The organism is Enterobacter sp. UPMP2052 (genome assembly GCF_053709675.1).
Map to the genome: position 1 here is coordinate 53,861 of NZ_JBSKJR010000013.1, position 21,893 is coordinate 75,753.

General features: G+C 58.6%; 20 protein-coding genes. 2 read left to right on the forward strand and 18 right to left on the reverse strand.

Annotated elements, in window-relative coordinates; genetic code table 11:
• Positions 1-22: 22 nt before the first annotated feature.
• From epd to tkt, 8 genes are all read right to left on the reverse strand, one after another.
• Entirely contained in the window at positions 23-1,042 is a 1,020-nt protein-coding gene (gene epd, locus ACWKX3_RS21250; RefSeq protein ID WP_006178403.1) for an erythrose-4-phosphate dehydrogenase, read from the reverse strand.
• Between the two features lie 246 nt (positions 1,043-1,288).
• Positions 1,289-1,999 carry a nucleoside/nucleotide kinase family protein gene (locus tag ACWKX3_RS21255; protein ID WP_400405344.1) on the reverse strand — a complete coding sequence of 237 codons (711 nt, stop codon included), beginning with the start codon at positions 1,997-1,999 and terminating at the stop codon, positions 1,289-1,291.
• Positions 1,996-2,505: an MltR family transcriptional regulator gene (locus ACWKX3_RS21260; RefSeq protein ID WP_102890235.1), complete on the reverse strand. Its 510-nt coding sequence runs from the start codon at positions 2,503-2,505 to the stop codon at positions 1,996-1,998. The genes ACWKX3_RS21255 and ACWKX3_RS21260 overlap by 4 nt, the downstream gene beginning before the upstream one ends.
• Positions 2,506-2,520: 15 nt before the next feature.
• Positions 2,521-3,492, reverse strand: coding sequence for a class II fructose-bisphosphatase (gene glpX, locus ACWKX3_RS21265; protein WP_202561097.1), 972 nt, complete (start codon positions 3,490-3,492; stop codon positions 2,521-2,523).
• The gene (locus tag ACWKX3_RS21270; RefSeq protein ID WP_454542395.1) at positions 3,489-4,766 is read right to left on the reverse strand and encodes a zinc-binding dehydrogenase; all 1,278 of its coding nucleotides are present in this window, start codon (positions 4,764-4,766) and stop codon (positions 3,489-3,491) included. Before ACWKX3_RS21270 ends, glpX begins: the two co-directional genes overlap by 4 nt.
• A 23-nt stretch (positions 4,767-4,789) precedes the next feature.
• On the reverse strand, positions 4,790-6,169 hold the full coding sequence (locus ACWKX3_RS21275) for a PTS mannitol transporter subunit IICB (protein ID WP_101737017.1): 1,380 nt from the start codon (positions 6,167-6,169) through the stop codon (positions 4,790-4,792).
• A gap of 27 nt (positions 6,170-6,196) precedes the next feature.
• The gene (gene cmtB / locus ACWKX3_RS21280; protein WP_454542396.1) at positions 6,197-6,640 is read right to left on the reverse strand and encodes a PTS mannitol transporter subunit IIA; all 444 of its coding nucleotides are present in this window, start codon (positions 6,638-6,640) and stop codon (positions 6,197-6,199) included.
• Positions 6,641-6,956: 316 nt separating this feature from the next.
• On the reverse strand, positions 6,957-8,948 hold the full coding sequence (gene tkt, locus ACWKX3_RS21285; RefSeq protein WP_006178410.1) for a transketolase: 1,992 nt from the start codon (positions 8,946-8,948) through the stop codon (positions 6,957-6,959).
• Positions 8,949-9,221: 273 nt separating this feature from the next.
• Between tkt and loiP the strand changes: the two genes are divergently transcribed.
• Both loiP and ACWKX3_RS21295 read left to right on the forward strand, forming a co-directional pair.
• Positions 9,222-9,980 (forward strand): metalloprotease LoiP, encoded by a 759-nt coding sequence (gene loiP, locus ACWKX3_RS21290; RefSeq protein ID WP_006178411.1) that lies wholly within the window; start codon positions 9,222-9,224, stop codon positions 9,978-9,980.
• Positions 9,981-10,190: 210 nt separating this feature from the next.
• A complete protein-coding gene (locus ACWKX3_RS21295; protein WP_454542397.1) occupies positions 10,191-11,459 on the forward strand; it encodes an OprD family outer membrane porin in 1,269 nt (422 codons plus the stop codon).
• A 150-nt stretch (positions 11,460-11,609) separates the two neighbouring features.
• Here ACWKX3_RS21295 and ACWKX3_RS21300 read toward each other — a convergent pair whose 3' ends face one another.
• The 10 genes from ACWKX3_RS21300 to ACWKX3_RS21345 form a co-directional block, all read right to left on the reverse strand.
• Positions 11,610-13,250, reverse strand: coding sequence for a thiamine pyrophosphate-binding protein (locus ACWKX3_RS21300; RefSeq protein WP_454542398.1), 1,641 nt, complete (start codon positions 13,248-13,250; stop codon positions 11,610-11,612).
• A gap of 13 nt (positions 13,251-13,263) precedes the next feature.
• Positions 13,264-14,733 (reverse strand): aldehyde dehydrogenase, encoded by a 1,470-nt coding sequence (locus ACWKX3_RS21305; protein WP_454542399.1) that lies wholly within the window; start codon positions 14,731-14,733, stop codon positions 13,264-13,266.
• Positions 14,734-14,742: 9 nt separating this feature from the next.
• Entirely contained in the window at positions 14,743-15,513 is a 771-nt protein-coding gene (locus ACWKX3_RS21310) for an aspartate dehydrogenase (protein WP_101737011.1), read from the reverse strand.
• A gap of 9 nt (positions 15,514-15,522) precedes the next feature.
• Positions 15,523-16,317 carry an SDR family oxidoreductase gene (locus tag ACWKX3_RS21315; protein ID WP_006178417.1) on the reverse strand — a complete coding sequence of 265 codons (795 nt, stop codon included), beginning with the start codon at positions 16,315-16,317 and terminating at the stop codon, positions 15,523-15,525.
• A complete protein-coding gene (locus tag ACWKX3_RS21320) occupies positions 16,301-17,071 on the reverse strand; it encodes an alpha/beta fold hydrolase (protein WP_454542400.1) in 771 nt (256 codons plus the stop codon). Before ACWKX3_RS21320 ends, ACWKX3_RS21315 begins: the two co-directional genes overlap by 17 nt.
• 9 nt (positions 17,072-17,080) lie before the next feature.
• Positions 17,081-17,611 carry a cupin domain-containing protein gene (locus tag ACWKX3_RS21325; RefSeq protein WP_006178420.1) on the reverse strand — a complete coding sequence of 177 codons (531 nt, stop codon included), beginning with the start codon at positions 17,609-17,611 and terminating at the stop codon, positions 17,081-17,083.
• Positions 17,612-17,621: 10 nt separating this feature from the next.
• Positions 17,622-18,878 carry an MFS transporter gene (locus ACWKX3_RS21330; protein ID WP_454542401.1) on the reverse strand — a complete coding sequence of 419 codons (1,257 nt, stop codon included), beginning with the start codon at positions 18,876-18,878 and terminating at the stop codon, positions 17,622-17,624.
• 25 nt (positions 18,879-18,903) lie between these two features.
• Positions 18,904-20,091, reverse strand: a complete 1,188-nt coding sequence (locus tag ACWKX3_RS21335; RefSeq protein WP_454542402.1) for an NAD(P)/FAD-dependent oxidoreductase — start codon at positions 20,089-20,091, stop codon at positions 18,904-18,906.
• Positions 20,088-21,014 (reverse strand): VOC family protein, encoded by a 927-nt coding sequence (locus tag ACWKX3_RS21340; RefSeq protein WP_454542403.1) that lies wholly within the window; start codon positions 21,012-21,014, stop codon positions 20,088-20,090. Before ACWKX3_RS21340 ends, ACWKX3_RS21335 begins: the two co-directional genes overlap by 4 nt.
• 78 nt (positions 21,015-21,092) lie before the next feature.
• A complete protein-coding gene (locus tag ACWKX3_RS21345) occupies positions 21,093-21,881 on the reverse strand; it encodes an IclR family transcriptional regulator (RefSeq protein ID WP_058608646.1) in 789 nt (262 codons plus the stop codon).
• Between the last annotated feature and the right edge of the window lie 12 nt (positions 21,882-21,893).

Sequence of the window (21,893 nt, forward strand, 5' to 3'; positions counted from 1 at the left end):
TTTTGCAAGCGCAACGTGCGCTCTACCTGAAACCTTTCGCGGCCATTGCTAACGTGGTGTCGAGCATCCGGTTAGCAAAGCCCCATTCGTTGTCACACCAGACCAGCGTCTTGATAAGGTGTGCGCCACTGACTCGCGTTTGTGTGCCATCAACAATGGCACTGTGCGGGTCATGGTTAAAATCTACTGAGACCAACGGTAATTCCGTATAGTCAACTATACCATGAAATGAACCCTGTGCCGCTTTTTGCAGCAACAGGTTGACTTCACAGGCTTTTACCGGTTTTTTCACCGTCACGCTGAGGTCGATTGCGGTCACGTTAATGGTGGGAACACGCACGGCAATCGCTTCAAAACGGTCGTTAAACTGCGGGAAAATTCGGGTGATCCCGGCCGCCAGCTTGGTATCAACCGGAATGATGGACTGGCTCGCCGCACGGGTGCGCCGCAAATCCGGGTGATACGCGTCGATAACCTGCTGATCGTGCATAGCGGAGTGGATCGTGGTCACGGTACCGGACTCAATGCCATACGCATCGTCTAACAGTTTAATGACCGGAATAATGCAGTTGGTGGTACAGGAGGCGTTGGAGACAATGCGGTGTTCGGCCTGCAGCTCGTGCTGGTTGACGCCGAAAACGACAGTGGCATCGAGGTCGTGACTGCCGGGATGGGAAAACAGCACCTTTTTCGCGCCGGCGTTCAGATGTGCTTCACCGTGCTCACGGTTGCCGTACACGCCGGTACAGTCCAGCACGACGTCCACTCCCAACTCGCGCCAGGGTAGCGACTCAAGAGCAGGCTCATGCAGCACGCGAATGACATCGTCGCCGACAAACAGCTGCTCCCTCTCCTGGCGAACGTCCCAGGCAAAGCGCCCATGGCTGGTGTCGTATTTCAATAAATGCGCCATGCCCGCAGCATCCGCCAGTTCATTGATTGCCACCACGGTGATTTCCGCACGACGCCCGGATTCATATAAAGCACGAACCACGTTACGTCCGATGCGACCGAAGCCATTAATCGCTACGCGTACGGTCATAGATCTCCTGCAAAGCTATCCCTGGGTTTGAGGTGGCTGAAAGAGTAATCCAGCTACGTTCTGAGGGGAATCCTTGCCTGTCACAAACTGCGATTGATTGGTCATTTGTCGAACATTTAATCGACTGAAACGCTTCAGCAAGAATAAGCGAAACGGGGAATAAAAGGAACGTTCCGCCGGATAGATTCGCCATTTATCTGACTTGCGTCACATTTTCATGACCCAAAGCGCGCCGTATTATTCCATTCAGGCAAACCGGTATTCACCTGCTTCCGTCATGCGCAACAGCGCATCGGCCTGGCGACTATGGCCCAGCACGCGCTCAACATTCGGCCCATCCGTACGTAAATAAAAGGCCTGCGCCTCCTCCTGCGATAACCCCCCTGCGACCTTGCGCTGCACAAGACGCTCACGCAGCGCTGACGCAGGTGCAGTAATAAAGATGGAGAAATCACAGAACGCCCCCAGCGCCTTCCACCTATCGTCATCCAGTAAAAGCCAGTTTCCTTCGACGATAACAATGCTGGCCGTAACCGCAATCGCTGCTTCAACAGGGTCGTGTTTTTGTCGGTCATACTGAGGCCAGACTGCGGTCTCCTCGCCCAGTAGGCGCAGATTTTTTGCCAGCTTCGCCACATCGAAGGTTTCCGGTGCGCCTTTATAAGGACGCAGTTGGTTTGCAACCAGCCAGTCATTGTAATGATGGAATCCATCCATCGGGAGAGTTTGTATATCAGGCAGACCGGGCTCCCGCTGCGAGAGATATTCCCAGAACGTCGTTAATGTGGACTTGCCTGTTCCCGGCGGAGCACTGAGAAAAACAACGGTCCTTCTTTTACCGCCACGTCTGTGCAGCTTCGCGATATCCTGTAACAGAGGGAGATGGACGTTTTGTATCTCATCTTCGCCATACTGCGCTTCAACCGGTAATCCATTCACTGTCAGGCTAATTTTCACGGTTCTAATTCCTTGAGTATCGTCGTTACCGCCAGCGTCATTGCCGTCTTGACCATGCCAGTAAAGCGAACCTCAGACCATGCAGCAAAATCGGCAAATTTCATCGATTTAAGGGCATTAAATAAGGTTGCATTACGGGTAATGCTATTTACGTTGCTGATAAAATCCCAGGTGATGTCATCCGCGAACCCCGGAATATCACTCTGTTCGCTCAGATACTGACTGAACTGGGAGAAATGGGTGATATCGGCATAAAGCCATTTATCCATTTTTCCCAGCGCGTAAATCAAACGCAACGCCACGCTTATATCGTCAAGCGGCCCGCTTTGCGCGAGTAACGGCTTCACTGCATATTCCACGATCTCTTCATCATTATTCACGAACAGCGACGGCAGAAAACGTCTGATCCCCAGCAGCAAAATCTCATTTGCCGTTGTCATAAACGAAAGTAAATCCAGCTGAGCATCCAGTTGCTCAATTACGTCGTCTTCGGTTAGCGTCGTCATTCGTTTCTCGATAAATCACCATGAATGCAGGGAGTCTATTATATTACACGTTCGGTCGGCGCCGCAGATGAGCAAAGTTTGCGTGCGCACCCCCTTCGCAACCTGTTGAACACCCGTCACCAGATCGCCGCCCGTCACGCCTGTCGCGCTGAAGAGAATGTCATCTCCCTCCACCAGTTCGTTAAGGGTGTAAACACGATTGACCTCTACGCCCATCTCCGCACAGCGCCGGTGCTCCTGCTCGGCCACCAGACGGTTCTCGGGGCTTTCCCCCTTCGCTTCACAAAAATCGATCAGCGCCGCCTGCATGTCGCCGCCCAGCGCTTTTACCGCGCAGGCGGAGATCACCCCTTCTGGCGCGCCGCCGACGGTGTACATCAGATCGTAGGGATTATCCTGTAAGCAGGTCAGTACGCTGGCCGCGACATCACCATCGGGCAGAGCAAAAACTTTAACGCCCAGCTGTGTCGCCTCGGCGATAGCTGCGTGCAGGCGTGGTTTATCCAGTGTGACCATCCGTAAACGTTCAAGCGGCTTGCCCAGCGCCCGCGCAACGTTGCGGAGGTTCTCCGCCAGCGGCAGTGCAAGGTTGATTGCCCCCGCCGCCGCCGCGTTAACCACCAGTTTCTTCATATACATATCAGGCGCGTGAAACAGGCTGCCTTGCGGAGCGAATGCCATGACTGCCAGCGCATTGCTTTGCCCCATCGCCACCATTCGGGTGCCCTCAATGGGATCGACGGCAATATCCACTGCCGGGCCGATGCCGCGTCCAACCTCCTCGCCAATCCACAGCATTGGCGCATGATCGATCTCACCTTCGCCGATAACAATACGCCCGCAAATCGCTATGTCGTTCAGCGCCTCGCGCATGGCGGTGACGGCCAGCCCGTCAATCCGATTTTTATCACCGCACCCGGTTTGCGGCCAGGCAGCCAGCGCCGCCTGTGCCGTAACGCGAGAGAGCGGCCATGCCAGAGACATCATGCCGCGGCCTCCCCAATATCCACGCCAAACTGCGCCAGCAGATAGCGCTCTGCTTTTTCATTCCAGATGCCGTGCGTCTCCTCCACCAGCTTCGCCAGCTCCCGGAACAGCGGATCGGTTTTCCCTTTTTCGGCAAAATCGGCAATCGCCGTTAACGGCATGGTGACGCCGTTATAGATAAGCTTTTTGCCACCGGGAATGTCAGGCAGGTTGAGTACCGTATGCGGCACCGCATCGAGGCCGCCGATATGGGTCACCATAAACGAGGGCTGAAGCTGGCCCGTCGCACTCAGCGCAATGGCTTCTTTCATGTCATCCGTCGAGCCGCCGGAGGTGCCTACCACATGCGTACTGTTGTAATGAACATTGTAAAAATTAAACGGCACCTTGAAATTGCTGTCCGTTGGTCCGGCAAAGAAATTCAGGCACCCATCCTCGGCGAGCAGCTCGTCCGCCAGTTCGATGACCGCCGGAACCGCAGCATAGACAAACACGTCATCAAACCCGGCATTATCGGTTAATGCGCGTAGCGCAGCGGCAGGGTTCTCACTACCGGACGTATTCACATAGATAAGTTCAATGCCCTTTTGAGCGGCAAGCTCAACCGGCAGCAATTTTTTTGCCTGCGTGAGGCGTGCGTCATCAATATCCACCACCACGACGCGAGACGGCTGGATACCACCGTTAATCGCGTAATCAATGGCGCCAATTCCCATTGGCCCGGCACAGGCCAGAAGCGCAATATTGCCGCCCGGTTTAACCCCCATTCGGTGTTCATAAACATACTGCGTCGTATGATAATTAGCGTTATACGCACCAATAATGCAGCACATCGGTTCCGCCAGCGAAGCCGCGGCAAAATAAGAGCCGTGATAGGGTAAAACGCAGCTCAGATTAATTGCGACCTCCGGGATAATCATATAGGTCGCATTACCGCCAAAATATTCATAGCTGTAGCCGGCAGAATAACCGCTCGGCAATCCCATTGCCGGTTGTAAAACAAAGCGCTGACCTTTTTTATATTTATCGGTTAGGTTTTTTCCGACCTCAACAATCACCCCTGCGCATTCATGCCCGGTAATCACCGGATGATTTTCCAGATCGTCCGGCACACGTTTATGTTCACTGCCTAATGTTGCCGCTTTCCAGGTGGATAAACAGACGCTGTCGGAAATAACGCTCACCAGCAGTTCATTTTCACCTGTTTCAGGCAGATCAAATTCACGGATGCGGACATCCCGCTTGCCATAAATGGCAGCCACTTTCGTTTTCATATTTACTCCAGAAACCCGATATATTAATTCGTGGTTAAACGCTTAAAGAGATCGTCAAGCTGCGGGTCGCCGATATAGTTCTTTATCAGCACTAACGGTTTGTCACTGACTCTTTTAGCGCGCGCCTCCAGGCTGGCATGGGTAACAATAAGGTCGGCGTCGTCAGGCACATTTTCGATGGCGTAATGTTTAACATCGATAGCTCGCCCGGCTTTTTCCAGTCGTCTACGGAACGTTGTTGCGCCCATAGCGCTTGATCCCATTCCCGCGTCGCAGACAAAGGCGATACGTTTGACGTCTCCCCAGGAAAACTTACCTTCCTGTTTCATGGCTTTTACGGCTTTGGCAGAATCACTGAAGGTATCTTCCGTTTCAGCTTCGTTATTTTTTTCCAACTTTAAGATAAAGGCGGCGACAGCAAAGGTCACCAGCGTGCCCGCCGTGACGCCCGCAATGGTTGCCAGGAAAGCGCCTTTTGGCGTTAAGGCGAGGTAGGCAAAAATCGAACCCGGGCTTGGACCAGCAACCAGTCCGCCGCCTAGCAGATTAAATACCCACGTCCCGCTCATGCCGCCAGCGATCATCGCAATCAGCGTCAGCGGTTTCATCAGTACATAAGGGAAATAAAGTTCATGAATTCCGCCCAGGAAATGGATAATCATCGCGCCAGGCGCTGACTTCTTTGCCATCCCTTTACCGAAAAAAGCAAAAGCCAGCAGCAGACCTAAACCCGGCCCGGGATTAGAAGCCACCATAAAGAAGATCGACTTACCCGTCTCGGAGGCCTGCTGCATCCCCAGCGGGTAATAAACGCCCTGATCGATGGCGTTATTCAGAAACAGGATTTTTGCCGGTTCGTTAATCAGAGACAGCAGCGGCAAATAGCCTGCATGTACCAAAGATTCAATACATCCTTTGATAAAGTTATTAGCAATCGACACCGCAGGGCCAATCACCTCAAACCCCAGCAGGCAGAGGAGCATGCCAGCGATACCCAGCGAGAAGTTATTGATAACCATCTCAAAGCCCGCAGGAATGCGCTTTTCCAGCAGCCGGTCAATATGCTTGATCACCAGACCGCCGAGTGGCCCCATAATCATTGAGCCGAGGAACATTGGAATATCCGCGCCGATAATCACGCCGATAGTGCCGATCCCCCCCATCACCGCCCCACGTTTGCCACCGACCAGGTGCCCTCCCGTAGAGCCAATCATCACGGGCAATAAATAGGTTATCATCGGGCCGACAATTTTGGCGAAGTGCTCATTCGGCATCCAGCCAGTCGGAATAAATAAAGCGGTAATAAACCCCCAGGCAATAAAAGCGCCAATATTCGGGATGACCATTGCAGTCAAAAAGCCCCCAAAAGCCTGGACCTTCGCACGAGCAGACTTGTGTTCCATAATAATGTCCTGTAAAGGAAATAATAATTATGCGCGAGCGATAATATCCGCCAACTGTTTTTCTGATTTAGCGGTTAACAACGCTGTCAGCATATCCTCTTCACATAATAATTCGCTTAATGCCTGAATAGCGCCGATATGTGAATCCGCATCTGCCGCCGATAAACCAATCAGCAATTTAACCGGGTCATCGTCTTCGGCAAAGTGCACCTCCTGCTTCAGAAGCGTTAATGACATACCTGTTTTTAACGCACCGCATTCCGGGCGGGCATGGGGCATTGCAACGCCCGGCGCCAGAATATAATAGGGACCATTGGTGAGCGTCGAGGTTTTAATCGCCGCAATATAATCAGCATTAATATAATGATTGTGCAGCAAAGACGACATGGAAAAGTCAATGGCTTCCTGCCAGTTCTTTGCTGCGGGTTTTATTGAGATAGAGGATTCAGGGAAGTAATCAATCAACCGCATATATAATCCTTATTTTATTTTTAGGGTACAACGTCTCGCTAAAAACAAAATACGCCTGCGGTAAAATGAAATCAATTGGGGAGAAAATAGCGAGAGCATTAGCCTGCCATTTATTAATGCGAAGAAAAACAACTTGTTATATAGATAGAATTAAAAAGCAAGCCTGAATTTGTGATATCCATTGCATATTACGAATATAACAACATTCCGCTTTTGTGATAACAATCACCAAAAAGGCATTGTTAAAAACAGAAAAACTAGTATGGAGATATAAAAACGGGCCGCCTGTGCGACCCGTTTTGCCTCTCGGAGAGGATTACAGCAGTTCTTTAGCCTTAGCGACAACGTTCTCAACGGTGAAGCCGAACTCTTCGAACAGCAGCTCTGCCGGAGCAGATTCACCGAAGGTGGTCATACCGACGATAGCGCCGTTCAGGCCCACGTATTTGAACCAGTAGTCCGCGATACCGGCTTCCACCGCCACGCGAGCGGAAACCGCTTTAGGCAGTACGGATTCACGGTATGCCGCATCCTGCTTGTCGAACGCATCGGTAGACGGCATGGATACCACGCGCGCCTTCACGCCTTCGGCAGTCAGTTTTTCCCATGCCGCAACGGCCAGTTCAACTTCAGAGCCGGTAGCAATGAAGATCAGCTCAGGCTGGCCTGCGCAGTCTTTCAGCACGTAACCACCGCGCGCGATGTTCGCCAGCTGCTCAGGCGTACGCTCCTGCTGTGCCAGGTTCTGACGGGAGAGGATCAGCGCGGTCGGGCCGTCCTGACGCTCAACACCGTATTTCCACGCTACTGCGGATTCAACCTGGTCACATGGACGCCATGTAGACATGTTCGGGGTCACGCGCAGGGACGCTACCTGCTCAACCGGCTGGTGAGTTGGGCCATCTTCGCCCAGACCGATAGAGTCATGGGTGTAGACCATCACCTGACGCTGTTTCATCAGCGCAGCCATACGCACGGCGTTACGCGCGTACTCAACGAACATCAGGAAGGTTGAGGTGTATGGCAGGAAACCACCGTGCAGTGAGATACCGTTGGCAATCGCGGTCATACCGAATTCACGTACACCGTAATGGATGTAGTTACCGGCAGTGTCTTCGTTGATTGGCTTAGAACCAGACCACAGAGTCAGGTTAGATGGCGCCAGATCAGCGGAGCCGCCGAGGAATTCAGGCAGCAATGGACCGAACGCTTCGATCGCATTCTGGGACGCTTTACGGCTCGCGATTTTGGACGGGTTCGCCTGCAGCTTAGCGATAAACTCGTTGGCTTTCGCATCGAAGTCAGACGGCATATCGCCTTTCATACGACGGGTAAACTCAGCAGCTTCCTGTGGGAAGGCTTTCGCATAGGCAGCGAATTTCTCGTTCCACGCAGACTCTTTCGCCTGACCCATTTCTTTCGCATCCCACTGCGCATAGATTTCAGACGGGATTTCGAATGCTGGGTAGTTCCAGCCAAGTTGCTCACGGGTCAGTGCAATTTCCGCGTCGCCCAGTGGCGCACCGTGGGAATCGTGGGTGCCCGCTTTGTTCGGAGAGCCGAAGCCGATGATGGTTTTACACATCAGCAGGGACGGTTTGTCCGTTACTGCGCGTGCTTCTTCTACTGCACGTTTAATCGAGTCAGCATCGTGACCATCAACGCCACGCACCACGTGCCAGCCGTAGGCTTCGAAACGTGCAGCGGTGTCATCGGTGAACCAGCCTTCAACGTGACCGTCGATGGAGATACCGTTGTCGTCATAGAACGCAACCAGTTTGCCCAGCTTCAGGGTACCGGCAAGGGAGCACACTTCGTGGGAAATGCCTTCCATCATGCAGCCGTCGCCCATGAAGGCGTAGGTGAAGTGGTCAACGATGTCGTGACCAGGACGGTTGAACTGCGCTGCCAGCGTCTTCTCAGCAATCGCCATACCCACAGCGTTGGCAATACCCTGACCCAGCGGGCCGGTGGTGGTTTCAACGCCTGCGGTGTAACCCACTTCCGGGTGACCTGGAGTTTTAGAGTGCAGCTGACGGAAGTTTTTCAGCTCTTCAATAGGCAGATCGTAGCCGGTGAGGTGCAGCAGGCTATAGATCAGCATAGAGCCGTGGCCGTTGGACAGCACGAAACGGTCACGGTCAGCCCATGCTGGGTTCTGCGGGTTGTGGTTAAGGAAATCACGCCACAGGACTTCGGCGATGTCTGCCATGCCCATAGGGGCACCCGGGTGACCGGATTTGGCTTTCTGTACTGCGTCCATGCTCAGCGCACGAATAGCATTAGCAAGCTCTTTACGTGAGGACATTTTAACTCCAGATCGGACTGTTAAAGGCCATGCCCTTGACGACAGCGCGTTTTGGGCTACGCCGGAAAAAAGTGCCAACAATGTAACCCAAGCCGTAGGGCATGTACATGGACCATTCTTTTGCCGCTTAAGAAATCTCTGGAACATGCTCGCAAGTTGCGCAATCTTCTCGCCCGCCCCTGCAGATATTCCTTATACTTAAGCGCGACACCGGCTTCGCTGACGGTGCATTTTTCGGATTTAATTCATGTTAACGAGTACGGAAGCAACATCATGAAAATGCGTGCAATAGTGCTGGCCCTGGGAACAACGCTCCTGCTAAGCGGCTGTCAGAATATGGACTCTAACGGCCTGATGAGCTCAGGCGCAGAGGCCTTCCAGGCATATTCCCTGAGCGACGCGCAGGTGAAAGCGCTGAGCGACGAGGCCTGTAAAGATATGGATGCAAAAGCCACTATCGCCCCGGCTAACAGCACCTACACGCAGCGTCTGAACAAGATTGCTTCTGCGCTTGGTGACAACATCAACGGCCAGCCGGTGAACTACAAGGTTTACGTGGCAAAAGACGTGAACGCCTTCGCAATGGCGAACGGCTGCATCCGCGTCTATAGCGGGCTGATGGACATCATGACCGACAACGAAGTTGAAGCGGTTATCGGCCACGAAATGGGCCACGTTGCGCTCGGCCACGTCAAGAAAGGGATGCAGGTCGCGCTCGGAACCAACGCGGTTCGCGCGGCGGCAGCCTCTGCGGGCGGGATCGTCGGCAGCCTCTCCCAGTCGCAGATTGGCGATATGGGTGAAAAACTGGTGAACTCCCAGTTCTCCCAGCGTCAGGAGTCTGAGGCCGACGACTACTCCTACGATCTGTTGCGCAAACGCGGAATCAATCCATCAGGCCTGGCCACCAGTTTTGAAAAACTGGCGAAGCTGGAAGAGGGTCGTCAAAGCTCAATGTTTGACGATCACCCGGCCTCCGTTGAACGTGCGCAGCATATTCGCGACCGCATGGCGGCAGACGGAATTAAATAATCCTGAAAGGAGGCGTAATGGCCTCCTTTTTATTTCGCATGAATTGCTAATATAACCGCACGTATCGGTAACACCTCTCTACACCGCGCCACACCTGCCCTCACCCGCTGAAACGCCTGGTCACTTATTGATTGCAATCATTAACCTTTCCGGTAATTATCCAATGTGCAGCAATACAAATTAATATATCCAGACAGAGACGTTCCCTCCGTGAAAAAAGAATTATCGTTAATCGCATTAAGTTTATTTTCGGCCCTTCCCGCCGTAGCAAGCCAGCAGTCTGACAGCCAGGGTTTTATTGACGACAGCCATCTGGACCTGTTTTTCCGTAACGCGTACATCAGCCGGGACTACCATCAGGGCCAGCAGGACAAAGCTGAATGGGGTCAGGGGCTCATCACGACCTTTGAATCCGGTTATACCCAAGGGCAGGTAGGATTTGGCGTCGACGGTATCGCCCAGTACGGCGTGCGTCTCGACGGCGGGCGCGGCAAGAGCGGCGCGGGCGGTATCGACTTCTTCAGACAGGAAGACGATGGCCGGGCAAAATCCGACCTGGCAAAATTTGGCGCCACGGCAAAAATGCGTTTTTCAAATACCGTGCTGAGCTACGGCAACCAGCGCCCGGCGCTGCCGATTGTCACCGCCGACAGCTCGCGTCTGCTGTTTGAAAGCTACACCGGCACGATGTTGACCTCGAAAGAGATCGACGGCCTGGACCTGAACGCTGGCTACTTCACTGACCAGCAGCGTAAAAGCGATGACCGCCACGACAGCGGCCTGAAAAGCCTGACCTTCGGCGGCGCAAGCTACCAGTTCAACGACCAGTTCAGCGGCGCACTGTATGCCTCTCACAACGAAGAGGTGATGAATAAACAGTATCTGGGCATGAACTTCAAACAGCCGTTCAGCACCGGGCAGCAGTTGATTCTGGACTTTAACGGTTATAACTCGCGTCTGGATCAACGCTACGCGGACAGCCTCGACACCGGGCGCAGCAATACCATCTGGAGCCTGGCGGCGAGCTACATTTGGGACGTTCATACCTTTAAGGTGGCGTATCAGCAGAGCAGCGGCAGCACCGGCTACAACTACGGTGGCTATCGCGATCGCGGCGGCGTGGGCGACGGCGGTAACACCATCTGGCTGGCGAACTCCTACTGGTCTGACTTTAACGGAGAAGATGAACGCTCATGGCAGGCGTCTTACGGTCTGGACTTCGCCGGACTCGGCCTGCCGGGCCTGAGCTGGACCACGGCCTACGTGCGCGGCGATAACATCAAAACGTCTGAAACCAGCAACGGTAAAGAGCATGAGTGGTTTAACCAGGTCCAGTATCAGGTGCAGGACGGCCCGGCAAAAGACCTGACGCTGAAGCTGCGCTACTCCGTGCTGCGCGTCTCCAGCAACGCCAGCGACTATAACGTCGGCGGGGATGAGATCCGCGCTTATGTGGAATATCCGTTTAAGGTGTTCTGAGTTTGTCCCCTCACCCTAACCCTCTCCCAAAGGGAGAGGGTACGCGATCACCCTCTCCCTTTGGGAGAGGGCCGGGGTGAGGGAAAACGGTCCGCACCTCAACAAATGTAGGCCCGGTAAGCGCAGCGTCACCGGGCGATATCCACCATATCAATACAGCGACTTCTGCGGCGGCCCGGCAAACTTCAGCGCGCCAATCTGCCCCATCCGCACCTCCACCACCGATGGCCCCGGTATTGACAGCGCCTCCGTCATCACCGCGTCAAAATCCTCGGCCCGCTCCACGCTCCACGCCTGCAGGCCAATCGCCTGCGCCAGCAGGGTAAAGTCCGGCGTGTGCAGTTCGTTGTAATATTGACGACCACCGAAATACTTATCCTGGATGCCGCGCATTACGCCGTAGCCACCGTCGTTCATGATCAGCAGCGTCACGTTCGCTTTCTCCTGGGCAAGCGTTGCCAGTTCCCCCAGGTTAAGGCTCAGGCCGCCGTCGCCCACCAGCCCCACCACCTTGCGCTGCGGGTTGGCAATCGCGGTACCGATCGCCATCGGCAGCCCCATACCAATCGCCCCCGCCAGAGAGTGAATGTTCATCAGCGGACCGTTAGCGCGGAACAGACGGCTGCCCCACAGGCTGCCGGAAACGGTGATATCCCGCACCAGCAGGCCGTCGTTCGGCAAGGCCTTTTCAATCGCATCGTTGAGCTTCGCATACGCCCCGCACTGCTCGCGCAGCCCCTGCTCCGCTGTTGCCACCGCCTGCTGGACCTGCCCATCCCACTGGGCATTGCCCCATTCGCGCCCCTGCGCTTTGTTCGCCAGCGCCGCCAGTAGTGCGTAGCAGTCGGCGACCAGGGTGTTATCCATCAGATAGTTACGGCTCGCCGCCGCCGGATCGATATCAATCTGCACGCGGGGATGCGGCAGCTCGAGCGTCCATGAGCGGGTTTCGTTACTGCGCAGGCGCGAGCCTGCCACCAGCGTAAAGTCGCACCGGGCGATCAGCGCCTCGACCGACGGTGAATTATGGAACGCCCGCAGGCAAGCGCGATGGCTGTCCGGCAGCACGCCGCGCGCGTGGGTGCTGGAGATCACCGTGACGCCCGCATCCGCCAGCTTTTGCACGGCATCAGCGCTTCCCAGCGCCCCGCCGCCCAGCCACAGCAGAGGCTGTTTCGCCTGCTTAAGCTGCGCCCAGAGCGCCTCGACCACAGCGTTATCAACAGTGTCCGGCGCGGAGGATTTCACCGGTGCCGTCACCAGCGAGGCCGGGATCTTCGCCCCCTGAATATCAATCGGAATTTCCACCGAAACCGGCCCGCACGGCGGCGTCTGCGCCTCCTGAATGGCCTTATGGAGAATAGCGACCGCCTGGTGAGCATTGCTGATGCGCCAGGCCCGTTTCGAGCTGGCCTTGAGGAAGGTCAGCTGATCGCGGGTTTCGTGGATAAACCCGGTGTCAGCATCCAGCCAGGCTTTTTCAACCTGGCCGGTCAGGTGCAGCAGCGGCGTACAGGCGTTCATGGCTTCCACCAGCGCCCCCACCGCGTTGCCCGCCCCTGCGCCGGTGCTGGTCAGCGCCACGCCAAGGCCGGAAAAGCGTCCGTGGGCGTCGGCCATAGTGACAGAACCCGCTTCGCCGCGCGCGGGCACAAAGCGGATGTTGCCCCGCTGCCCCACCGCATCCGCGATGGGCAGGTTGTGGATAGAGATGACGCCGTAGATGGCCTCAACCTGATACTGCTCCAGCGTTCTGGCGATGGCGTCGCCGACGGTTATCATTTCGCTCATTGCTCACCCTTTCTCAGTCGCACCAGTGGTTGACGCTATTACCCGTCGCCAGATAAATGCTCTTTTGCTGCATCCAGGCTTTCAGCCCCTGAATGCCCTTTTCGCGGCCCAGACCGCTCTCTTTAAAGCCCCCAAACGGGGTCGAAATCGCAAACACTTTGTAGGTGTTGATCCACACGGTGCCCGTTTCCAGTTGCTCGCTCAGGCGCAGGGCGCGTCCGGTATCGCGCGTCCAGATGCCCGCCGCCAGGCCGTACACCGAGTCATTGGCCTCGCGGATCAGCGTCGCCTCGTCACTGAACGGCATCGCCACCAGCACCGGGCCGAAGATCTCCTCCTGACAGGCGCGGGCGGCGTTGGTCAGACCCTCGATGATTGTTGGCTGGAAGAAGCTTCCGCTGGCAAGCGCCGGATCGGCCGGGATCTCCCCGCCGCACAGCACGCGGCCTCCTTCGCGTTGCGCCAGCTCTACGTACGCCTGCACGCTCTGGCGATGCCTGTCGTTAATCAGCGGCCCGATATGCGTGCCGTCGGCAAACGGATGTCCGACGCGCAGGCCGCGCGTGAGCTCCAGCAGCCGCGCCATCAGCGGAGCGTAAATGCTCTCGTGGATAAACAGTCGTGAACCGGCAATGCACGCCTGCCCCGCCGAGCTGAAAATGCCGTAGCAGATCCCGCGCGCGGCCTGCTCGACGTCCGCATCTTCCAGCACGATGGTCGGGGATTTCCCGCCCAGCTCCAGCGACGCCGGGATCAGCTTTTCCGCCGCCACGTGCGCCAGATGCCGCCCCGTGGTCGTGCCGCCGGTAAAGGAAATTTTCCGCACGCGAGGGTGGCGCGCCAGCGCGTCGCCAACCACCGAGCCTTTGCCCGGCAGCACGCTCAGCAGCCCGGCGGGCAGCCCGGCCTGTTCAAAAATACGCGCCAGCTCCAGTGCCATCAGCGGCGTGGCCTCGGCAGGTTTGAGGATCACCGCATTTCCGGCGGCAATGGCCGGAGCAACCTTCTGCATTTCGCTGGCAATCGGCGAATTCCACGGCGTGATGGCCGCCACCACGCCGAGCGGCTCGTAGCGGCTCAGCGTCAGGAGCTCGGGCTGGCGCGGCGTGGGCAGTTCGCCTTCCAGCAGCTCGCAGGCGGCGGCGAAATAGCGCGCCGTGCCCGCCGCACTCATCACCAGGCCACGCGCTTCCGCCAGCGGCTTGCCGTTATCGCGGCTCTGCATCTGCGCCAGTTCATCGACGCGGGATTCAATCAGATCGGCCACCTTGTGCAGGATCTTCGCCCGCATATGCGGCAGTCGGTTGCGCCAGTCCGGATCGCGCCACGCGCGTTCGCCTGCGTCGATGGCGTCCTCCAGATCGTCCAGGCTTGCGGCGTTAAGCGTCGCGTTGATTGAGCCGTCCGCCGGGAACTGGCTCTGCATCAGGTTGCCGCCGCCGTGTCGCCAGTGGCCACCGATAAAAATCTTCAGATCGTCCATCGTGACTCCTCAGCTCAGGGCCAGCTCGCGGCAGGCGCGCACCGCGCTCAGTGCCGCCAGGGTGGAGGTTTTGGGGTTGCTGGCAAGCGGCAGGCCGCTCAGCTCCAGATGAAACTCGCCAAACAGCCCTTCGACGTGCAGCGTGTGGGTGTTGCGCGTCGTCGCCGGGTCGACCATCAGCTGCACGCGGGTGTCATCCATCCCGACGCCGCCGAGCGCCACGGTCGCCGCCACGTTGGCGTTCGCCGGGAACAGCCGCGCCGCCTCGCGGGCGCTGCCCTCAAAAAACACCTGCGCCTGCGACACCGCGTTAAGATCGATAAGCTGCTCGGCGTAGCTGCCGCGCCAGCTGGCCGGGCTTTTGCGCGACCGATAGGTAACACGCTCCAGGCCGCCCTCTTTGGCGGCGGAGAGCCCGTCGATGCCCGCCACCGCGCCGGAGAGCAGCGTGAGTTTTCCGCCCGCGCTGAGCAGACGCTGTTCCAGCGCGCTGTCCGCCAGCGCGCCGGTGGATATCACGGCCAGATGCCAGCCGCGATGCAGTATCTCTTCGCCGTACTGCGCCACCGCCTGCTGGCTGGCGCACTCCAGTACCAGGTCGGGCGCTTCAGCGCAGTCCACCGGCGAGGCCAGCGCCGCTACCGCACCGCCGAACTGCACACGAATGGCCTCGTGGTGAGCCTCGCGCGCTACGATCCAGCCAATGCTGACGCCATCAGGCAGGCGCTCAATTACCGCCTGCGCCATCGCGCCAAAGCCAATTAACATGATTTTTTTCATGATGCGTCCTTACAGGTGACGGCAGAAGCCGCCGGAAACGTCCAGCGCGGCACCGGTGGTAAACGAGGCCAGCGGCGAGGCGAGAAACAGCAGCGCCTGTGCAGGCTCCTGCGGCTTGCCGAGGCGCGCCATCGGTATGCCCCGCTTGCGCGCAATATCCGCCGTCCACGCCGGCCAGCTCTGGCTTTTATCCGCCCGGTTCTCAAAGCGGCGCTGCCACTGGCCGGACTCCACCATGCCGAGCAAAATGGAGTTGACGCGAATACCTTTGCCCACCAGCTCCTTTGAGAGCGTCAGCGTCATGTTCAGCAGCGCGGCGCGGGCGGCGGAGGTGGCGATCATGTGCTCCTCCGGCTGCAACGCCAGCAGGGAGTTGACGCAGGTGATCGAGGCGATATCGGACTGCTCCAGCAGAGGCTGAAACGCCTGCACCGGGTTGATCACCCCAAACAATTTCAGCTCGGCTTCGTGCAGCCACGCCTCGCGCGGAGTGTCGTTGAAGTGCGCCACGTAGCCCTGCCCGGCGTTATTGATCAGCATATCCGCCGCGCCAAAGCGCGCCTGAACCGCCTGCGCAAAAGCCTGCACCTCATCAGCGTTGAGCACATCGCAGCGGTAAGCGAAGATCTCCCCGTCGGGGTAGTCGTTTTGCAGCGCCGCGTGCGCGCTGGCGAGCCGGTCCGGATCGCGGCCACAGAAAGCCACTTTTGCCCCCTCGCCCAGCAGCAGGCGCAGCGTTTCAAAGCCAATGCCGGACGATCCGCCGGTGACTACCGCTACGCGTCCGTCAATGTGTGCATTCATCGCCTACCTCCTGGTGAATACGTAAAAGCTGTTGATTAAAAAACGCCGCGTTATCGAGATAGCTGGCGTGTCCGGCCTGCGGAATGGCGGTGAACGGCATGCCGTAGCGCAGCGCCAGCCCCTGCACCAGCTCGGGTTGGGTGATGGCATCCTGCTCGCCGCACCAGACTTCAAAGGTGCCCGAATAGCGCGTCAGCCAGCCGTGTATATCGTCGTGCGCCAGCATCCACGCGGCGGCGAGATAGCCTTCCGGGCGCAGGGCACGCATGCCCGTCGCAACGGTCGCGATGTCCTCCGCGCGCGCGCCGGGGCGTAACAGCTTCGCCGCGCGGGTCTGGGCGAGTATGTCGCCGCCCAGCGAGATCTGCTGCTCGCGGTTGCGCCACACCTGCTCGCGCTGCTCCGGCGCGGCCTGGCCGTAGCCCTGCGCCGCGTCCGCCAGCACCAGATGCAGCACGCGTTGCGGAAATTTCGCGGCAAAGGCGCTGGCGACCAGCGCCCCCAGCGAGTGCCCGACCAGCACCGCCTGCCAGACGCCCGCGCGATCGAGCATTGCTGCCAGCGCGTCGGCGTAATCGCCCGCCTTCGCGCGTTCGGTCGCCAGCATTGGGCTTTCGCCATAACCGGGCATGTCCCACGCCAGCACGCGAAAACCGCTCAGCGCCATCTGCTTATGCCAGGAGGCCGCGCCGGAGCTGATACCGTGCAGCAGCATCAGCGGGGTGCCGCTTCCCTGTTCGCGAAAGCCCGTCATACCGCCCCCTTACCCGCGCTTGACTTTAGAGAGCGGGTGATCGGCCGGATAGGTTGGGATTTCCGGCTTGTTGGTTCCCAGCATCACGCACATCAGCGCCTCTTCTTCGCCGTGGTTAAACAGCCCGCGGTAGATACCCGGCGGAACGGAGATCAGGTCGCGCTCGCGCAGCACGGTTTCGGTGTAGTTGTCGCCGTCCTGGATCATCAGGGTGATCTGCCCTTTGAGCATGAAGAAGACCTCTTCCACGTCGTCGTGCAGGTGCAGCGGCCCTTCGCACTTCGACGGCAATACCATGGTGGAGAAGGTGAAGTGGTCGGCCTGAACGGTATTGGTGTCGTTCGCCACGCCGGTTGCGCCGGTGCCGATATAGCGCATCTGCGCGCGGCGGTATTTCGGGTCATAGTCGGCCTGGAACTTCAGGGCGTTCCAGTCGTACTTGCGGCCTTCAAAGCGCGCAATGCGCGACTCGACCCACTCTTCCATGGTCAGATGCTCAGGCTTAACGCCCGGTTTTGCAGTTACGGTTGAATCAGTCATGACACTCTCCTCAGTAACGTCTCAGCAGCGGCAGTAACAGGACGCAGCCCACCGCCGCCATCACCGCCAGAAAAATCAGCCCGGAATCCATGCTGTGGGTGAAGGCGATAAGCGCCCCCATCACCGCGGGCGACAGCGCCCCGGCAAAGTTTCCCAGCCCGTTGAAAATGCCGCCCGCCGTCGCGCTCACCCGGGGATGGGTGGCCTTCGCCAGCAGGGCAAAAATGTTCGGCGCGCCCGTGCCCCACATAAAGGTGCTAAAGCTCATCGCCGCGATAATCGTCAGGGGCGTACTAAGGTGCATCACCGCCGTCAGCCCGACGGCTGCGCCCGCCATGGAGATAAAACAGGCCGCCGCACGCTTATCGACGCGGTCCGAGAGCCAGGCGCCAATCACCTCGCCCGCCAGCATGGCGATAAACGGCATCGACGACAGCCAGCCCGCGTGCTCCAGATGAATGCCCTTGCCCTTGATCAGGTAGCCCGGCAGCCAGCCGTTGATCCCCCACAGGTAGGTGAGAAACGCAACGTTAAAGACGCAGATTACCCAGAAGTGCGGGCTGACAAACAGCTCGCGCCGGGCCGCACGCCGCTCGTCCCGTGACGCCTGCGCGGTTGTCGGCTTCACGTCGAGACGAATACCGCGCAGGCCAATGCGCACAAAGATCAGCACCGGCACGGTGAGCATCGCCATGACAAAGAAGGTGCTTTGCCAGCCGAAGGTGTTGAGCAGCCAGAGGGAGAGCGGGAAGCCAATTGCGGCCCCCACCGGCGTGCCGAGCAGCCACAGCATGGTGGCGCGCGCCTGCAGATGCTGCGGGAAGTTATGGCGCACGATGGCGAACGCCAGCGGGAACAGCGGCCCTTCGGCGATGCCCAGCAGAATGCGCAGGACAATCATCACCGTGTAGTTATGGGTGAAGCCCATCGCCACCATCAGCACGCACCACACCGCCATCATGCCGGTGAGCAGGCGCAGCGGCGGGATTTTGTCCCCCAACCCGCTGAGCAGGACCGATGAAAAGCCGTAGCTCAGCAGGAAAGCGCTCATCAGGATGCCAAGGCGCGTGGTGTCGAAATCGATGCCCATCGCCTGCTGGAAATGGCCATCGGAAAACAGCGCCGCGATGCTGATTTTGTCGAAAAACGCCAGCAGTACACAGGCCAGCAGCGACAGCGGGATAGCCCAGCGCACCGCGTTTTCAGGCGTGCGGGTCCCCTCGCCGCTCGCCTCTGCGGGCGCGGCGTTGGTCTCGAATGTGGTCATGTCTCCCCCTACGGGTGCGGGTTAGCTATCGCAGTGACATCAGTGAAAAGGCCGGATCGCTCAGCGGCACGTCCGACAAGTCTCGTCCCGCCGCCATCCAGCGCTTCGCCAGCTTGACGGTACGCGCGTCGTTAAAGGCCACCAGCTGCGTCAACCGTCCGCCGTCGTCCAGCGAGAAGAACAGCGCGTTATCACGAACGACGGTTTTGCCGCCAGGCTGCGGAATGCCGAGGATCTGAATGTTGTGCTGATATTGATCCGACCACAGCCACGGCGCGTCGTCGTAGCCCGGCGCGTCGGGGTTAAGCATCGCTTTCGCCGTCGCCACCGCCTGATTCTGGGCGAAGGCCCACGACTGGATACACAGCCCGTAGTGGTGATGCTGCGCCACATCGCCCGCGGCAAAGATGGCCGGATCCGACGTGCGTCCCTGCGCGTCGACCACGATCCCGCGGTCGGTGTTCAGCCCGGCGTCGCGGGCCAGCTCAAGGTTCAGATCGACGCCGATCCCCACCACTACCGCATCGAAGGTTTCGCGTTTGCCGTCGCAGTGGATCACCGGCAGACCGTGGTGATCGTCAAGCTCCAGCGCGCCGCAGCCGGTGCGGATATCCACGCCCTGCTCGCGGTGGATCCGCTCCAGTTCTCGGGACACCTCGCCGCTCACCGAGCGCATGCACAGGGCTGGCTGCTGCTCGAACAGCGTGACCGCCACGCCGCTTTTGCGCGCCGAGGCGGCAATCTCCAGGCCGATCCAGCCGCCGCCGACAATCGCCAGGGTGTTGCTTTGCGCCAGACGCGTTTTCAGGCGCTGCGCGTTCTGCCAGTGGCGCAGGGTGTAGACCTGCGGATGTTTTCCCCACGCCTCGCCCGGCAGACGCGCCCGCCCACCGGTCGCAATCAAAAGGATGTTGTAACTAAGAAGCTCGCCATTGCTCAAATGCACCCTTTTCGCGGCGCGATCGATCTGCGTGGCGCGTAAGGGGCGGTACCAGGTCAGATTCAACGCCTGCTGAGCGTCTTCCGAAAACAGGCGCGGCAGCGCGGCATCGGCGTCCAGCAACGCGGCTTTCGAGAGCGGCGGACGTTCATAAAAATCCCATTCCTCTTCCGCCACCACGCAAATCTCGCCGTCGAAGCCCTCGTCGCGCAGGGTTTTCGCCGCCCAGCCGCCCGCCTGGCCGCCGCCGATGATGACAATGCGCGAGGTCATACCGCCTCCGGCTTTTTCTGCTGGCGACGCGTGTCATGGTCAATCCCGCCCTCTACCGCCCATTCGGTGAAGGAGATCAGGGAGTGCTCCAGCTCGCGCGGCTGCCAGTTTTCGGTCAGGTAGTCGTCGTTGGTGTAGTACTCAAACGCGCCGCCGGTCGGGCTGTTGACGTACCAGAAGTAGGCAGACGACACCGGATGGCGGCCCGGCCCGATAAAGGTGCTCCAGTCGTTTTTATTCATCGCAATGCCGCCGCCGATCACCTCGTGAATGTCGCGCACGGTAAAGGCGACGTGGTTCAGGCCGCGCTTGCGGTTCGGTAGCTGAAGCAGGAACAAATTGTGATGGCCGCCGCGCGGGCCACAGCGCAGGAACACGGCGCGGTTGATGTAGCGGTCGGAAACCTGGAAGCCGAGCACCTCGCGGTAGAACTGTTCTACCGCCGCCAGCTCCTCGACGAAGAACACCACGTGGCCGACGTTGATCGGCTGGGCGCGGTCATACACCGGGCTTGGCGTGTCGATGCGGCGGGCGTCGCCCCACTGGTTAATCGGCTCGACGTTCAGCTCAACCGGCACCTGCTGGCTCACCTGTACGCGCAGGGTCATGCCGTTCGGATCGCGGCACTCCAGCGCATCGCCCACCTGGCGAAAACCGGGCTGCTGCGCCAGCTTCGGGCGCAAGGCATCCAGCTCGTCCTGAGTTGTCACCGCCCAGGTCATGCGGCGCAGGGTGTTGCCCGCTTCAAACGCCGGCGGCAGGTCGGGGCTGTCAATCGGGTTTAGCTCGACGCGCGCGCCGCTCAGGGTGGTAAAACGCTGGCCGCTGGCATCGCCCGTCAGGCCAAAATCACGCATGAATTTGGCGCAGTGCGTCAGGTTGTCGACGCCAAATTCCAGCTTTTCAATTCCGGTTACACTCATCGTTCGTTGCCTCATCTGGCCCAAATTGGGCGTAAAACATGCCCGACGCAGCAAAGCGCCTGACGTTAACTCACTGATTTAACTGGCCTGTGACAAATACCCTAAGAAGCCAGAGATTTTATCCGCCGCCAGACGGACCTCGTTTTGCAGGCGCTCGCGGTCGGGCTGGGGGATCTCCTCCGACGGCACCAGAATGCTGACCACCGCAGCCACCCGTCCACTGCGGTCATACACCGGATAGACGATGGAGGAGATACCGTGACGGAAGAAAGATTCGCCGATGACAAACCCGCGGGCTTTGTCCTGCTGCACCATCTGCCACAGCGCTTCGCGGTCGTGAAGCTGCCCCGGCGTGTTGCCCGGCAGGCGCTCATGCGGGAACAGGTGTTCAAAGTCAGCGCGCGAAATGTCGGTCAGCAGCATGCGGCCAAGCGAGGTGCAGTGCACCGGCAGGCGGGTGCCAATGCTCACCTGGTTGATGCGCGAACCGGCAGCGCTGACGCGGGCGACGTAGATGATGTCGCGCCCGTCGCGGATCGCCAGATGGCTGCTGCACTGGCTGACGTCGCGCAACTGTTCGATAACCGGCTGGCCGACCTGAGCCACATCCAGCGAGGCGATGTATTCAAAGCCCAGGCGCAGCACGTTCATGCCGAGCGAGAAAGTATTGGTGCGCGCGTTGCGCTCCAGAAAGCCCATGTATTCCAGCGTCTGCACCACGCGGTAGGCGGTGGCTTTTGGCATGTCCACCAGCCGGTGCAGCTCAGCAAAGGTCAGATCGCGGTGCTGCTCGCCGAAGGCCAACAGCAGCTGGAGACCGCGCTCCAGCCCCGGCACGAGATACTTCACTTCACGATCGTTTTCCATATTCATCAGGCC

What these genes read in the sequence shown, in the direction of transcription:
- epd (WP_006178403.1), bottom strand. Translation starts at nt 1,042, where the DNA reads ATGACCGTACGCGTAGCGATTAATGGCTTCGGTCGCATCGGACGTAAC.
- ACWKX3_RS21260 (WP_102890235.1), bottom strand. Translation starts at nt 2,505, where the DNA reads ATGACGACGCTAACCGAAGACGACGTAATTGAGCAACTGGATGCTCAG.
- glpX (WP_202561097.1), bottom strand. Translation starts at nt 3,492, where the DNA reads ATGATGTCTCTGGCATGGCCGCTCTCTCGCGTTACGGCACAGGCGGCG.
- ACWKX3_RS21270 (WP_454542395.1), bottom strand. Translation starts at nt 4,766, where the DNA reads ATGAAAACGAAAGTGGCTGCCATTTATGGCAAGCGGGATGTCCGCATC.
- ACWKX3_RS21275 (WP_101737017.1), bottom strand. Translation starts at nt 6,169, where the DNA reads ATGGAACACAAGTCTGCTCGTGCGAAGGTCCAGGCTTTTGGGGGCTTT.
- cmtB (WP_454542396.1), bottom strand. Translation starts at nt 6,640, where the DNA reads ATGCGGTTGATTGATTACTTCCCTGAATCCTCTATCTCAATAAAACCC.
- tkt (WP_006178410.1), bottom strand. Translation starts at nt 8,948, where the DNA reads ATGTCCTCACGTAAAGAGCTTGCTAATGCTATTCGTGCGCTGAGCATG.
- loiP (WP_006178411.1), top strand. Translation starts at nt 9,222, where the DNA reads ATGAAAATGCGTGCAATAGTGCTGGCCCTGGGAACAACGCTCCTGCTA.
- ACWKX3_RS21300 (WP_454542398.1), bottom strand. Translation starts at nt 13,250, where the DNA reads ATGAGCGAAATGATAACCGTCGGCGACGCCATCGCCAGAACGCTGGAG.
- ACWKX3_RS21305 (WP_454542399.1), bottom strand. Translation starts at nt 14,733, where the DNA reads ATGGACGATCTGAAGATTTTTATCGGTGGCCACTGGCGACACGGCGGC.
- ACWKX3_RS21310 (WP_101737011.1), bottom strand. Translation starts at nt 15,513, where the DNA reads ATGAAAAAAATCATGTTAATTGGCTTTGGCGCGATGGCGCAGGCGGTA.
- ACWKX3_RS21315 (WP_006178417.1), bottom strand. Translation starts at nt 16,317, where the DNA reads ATGAATGCACACATTGACGGACGCGTAGCGGTAGTCACCGGCGGATCG.
- ACWKX3_RS21320 (WP_454542400.1), bottom strand. Translation starts at nt 17,071, where the DNA reads ATGACGGGCTTTCGCGAACAGGGAAGCGGCACCCCGCTGATGCTGCTG.
- ACWKX3_RS21325 (WP_006178420.1), bottom strand. Translation starts at nt 17,611, where the DNA reads ATGACTGATTCAACCGTAACTGCAAAACCGGGCGTTAAGCCTGAGCAT.
- ACWKX3_RS21330 (WP_454542401.1), bottom strand. Translation starts at nt 18,878, where the DNA reads ATGACCACATTCGAGACCAACGCCGCGCCCGCAGAGGCGAGCGGCGAG.
- ACWKX3_RS21335 (WP_454542402.1), bottom strand. Translation starts at nt 20,091, where the DNA reads ATGACCTCGCGCATTGTCATCATCGGCGGCGGCCAGGCGGGCGGCTGG.
- ACWKX3_RS21340 (WP_454542403.1), bottom strand. Translation starts at nt 21,014, where the DNA reads ATGAGTGTAACCGGAATTGAAAAGCTGGAATTTGGCGTCGACAACCTG.
- ACWKX3_RS21345 (WP_058608646.1), bottom strand. Translation starts at nt 21,881, where the DNA reads ATGGAAAACGATCGTGAAGTGAAGTATCTCGTGCCGGGGCTGGAGCGC.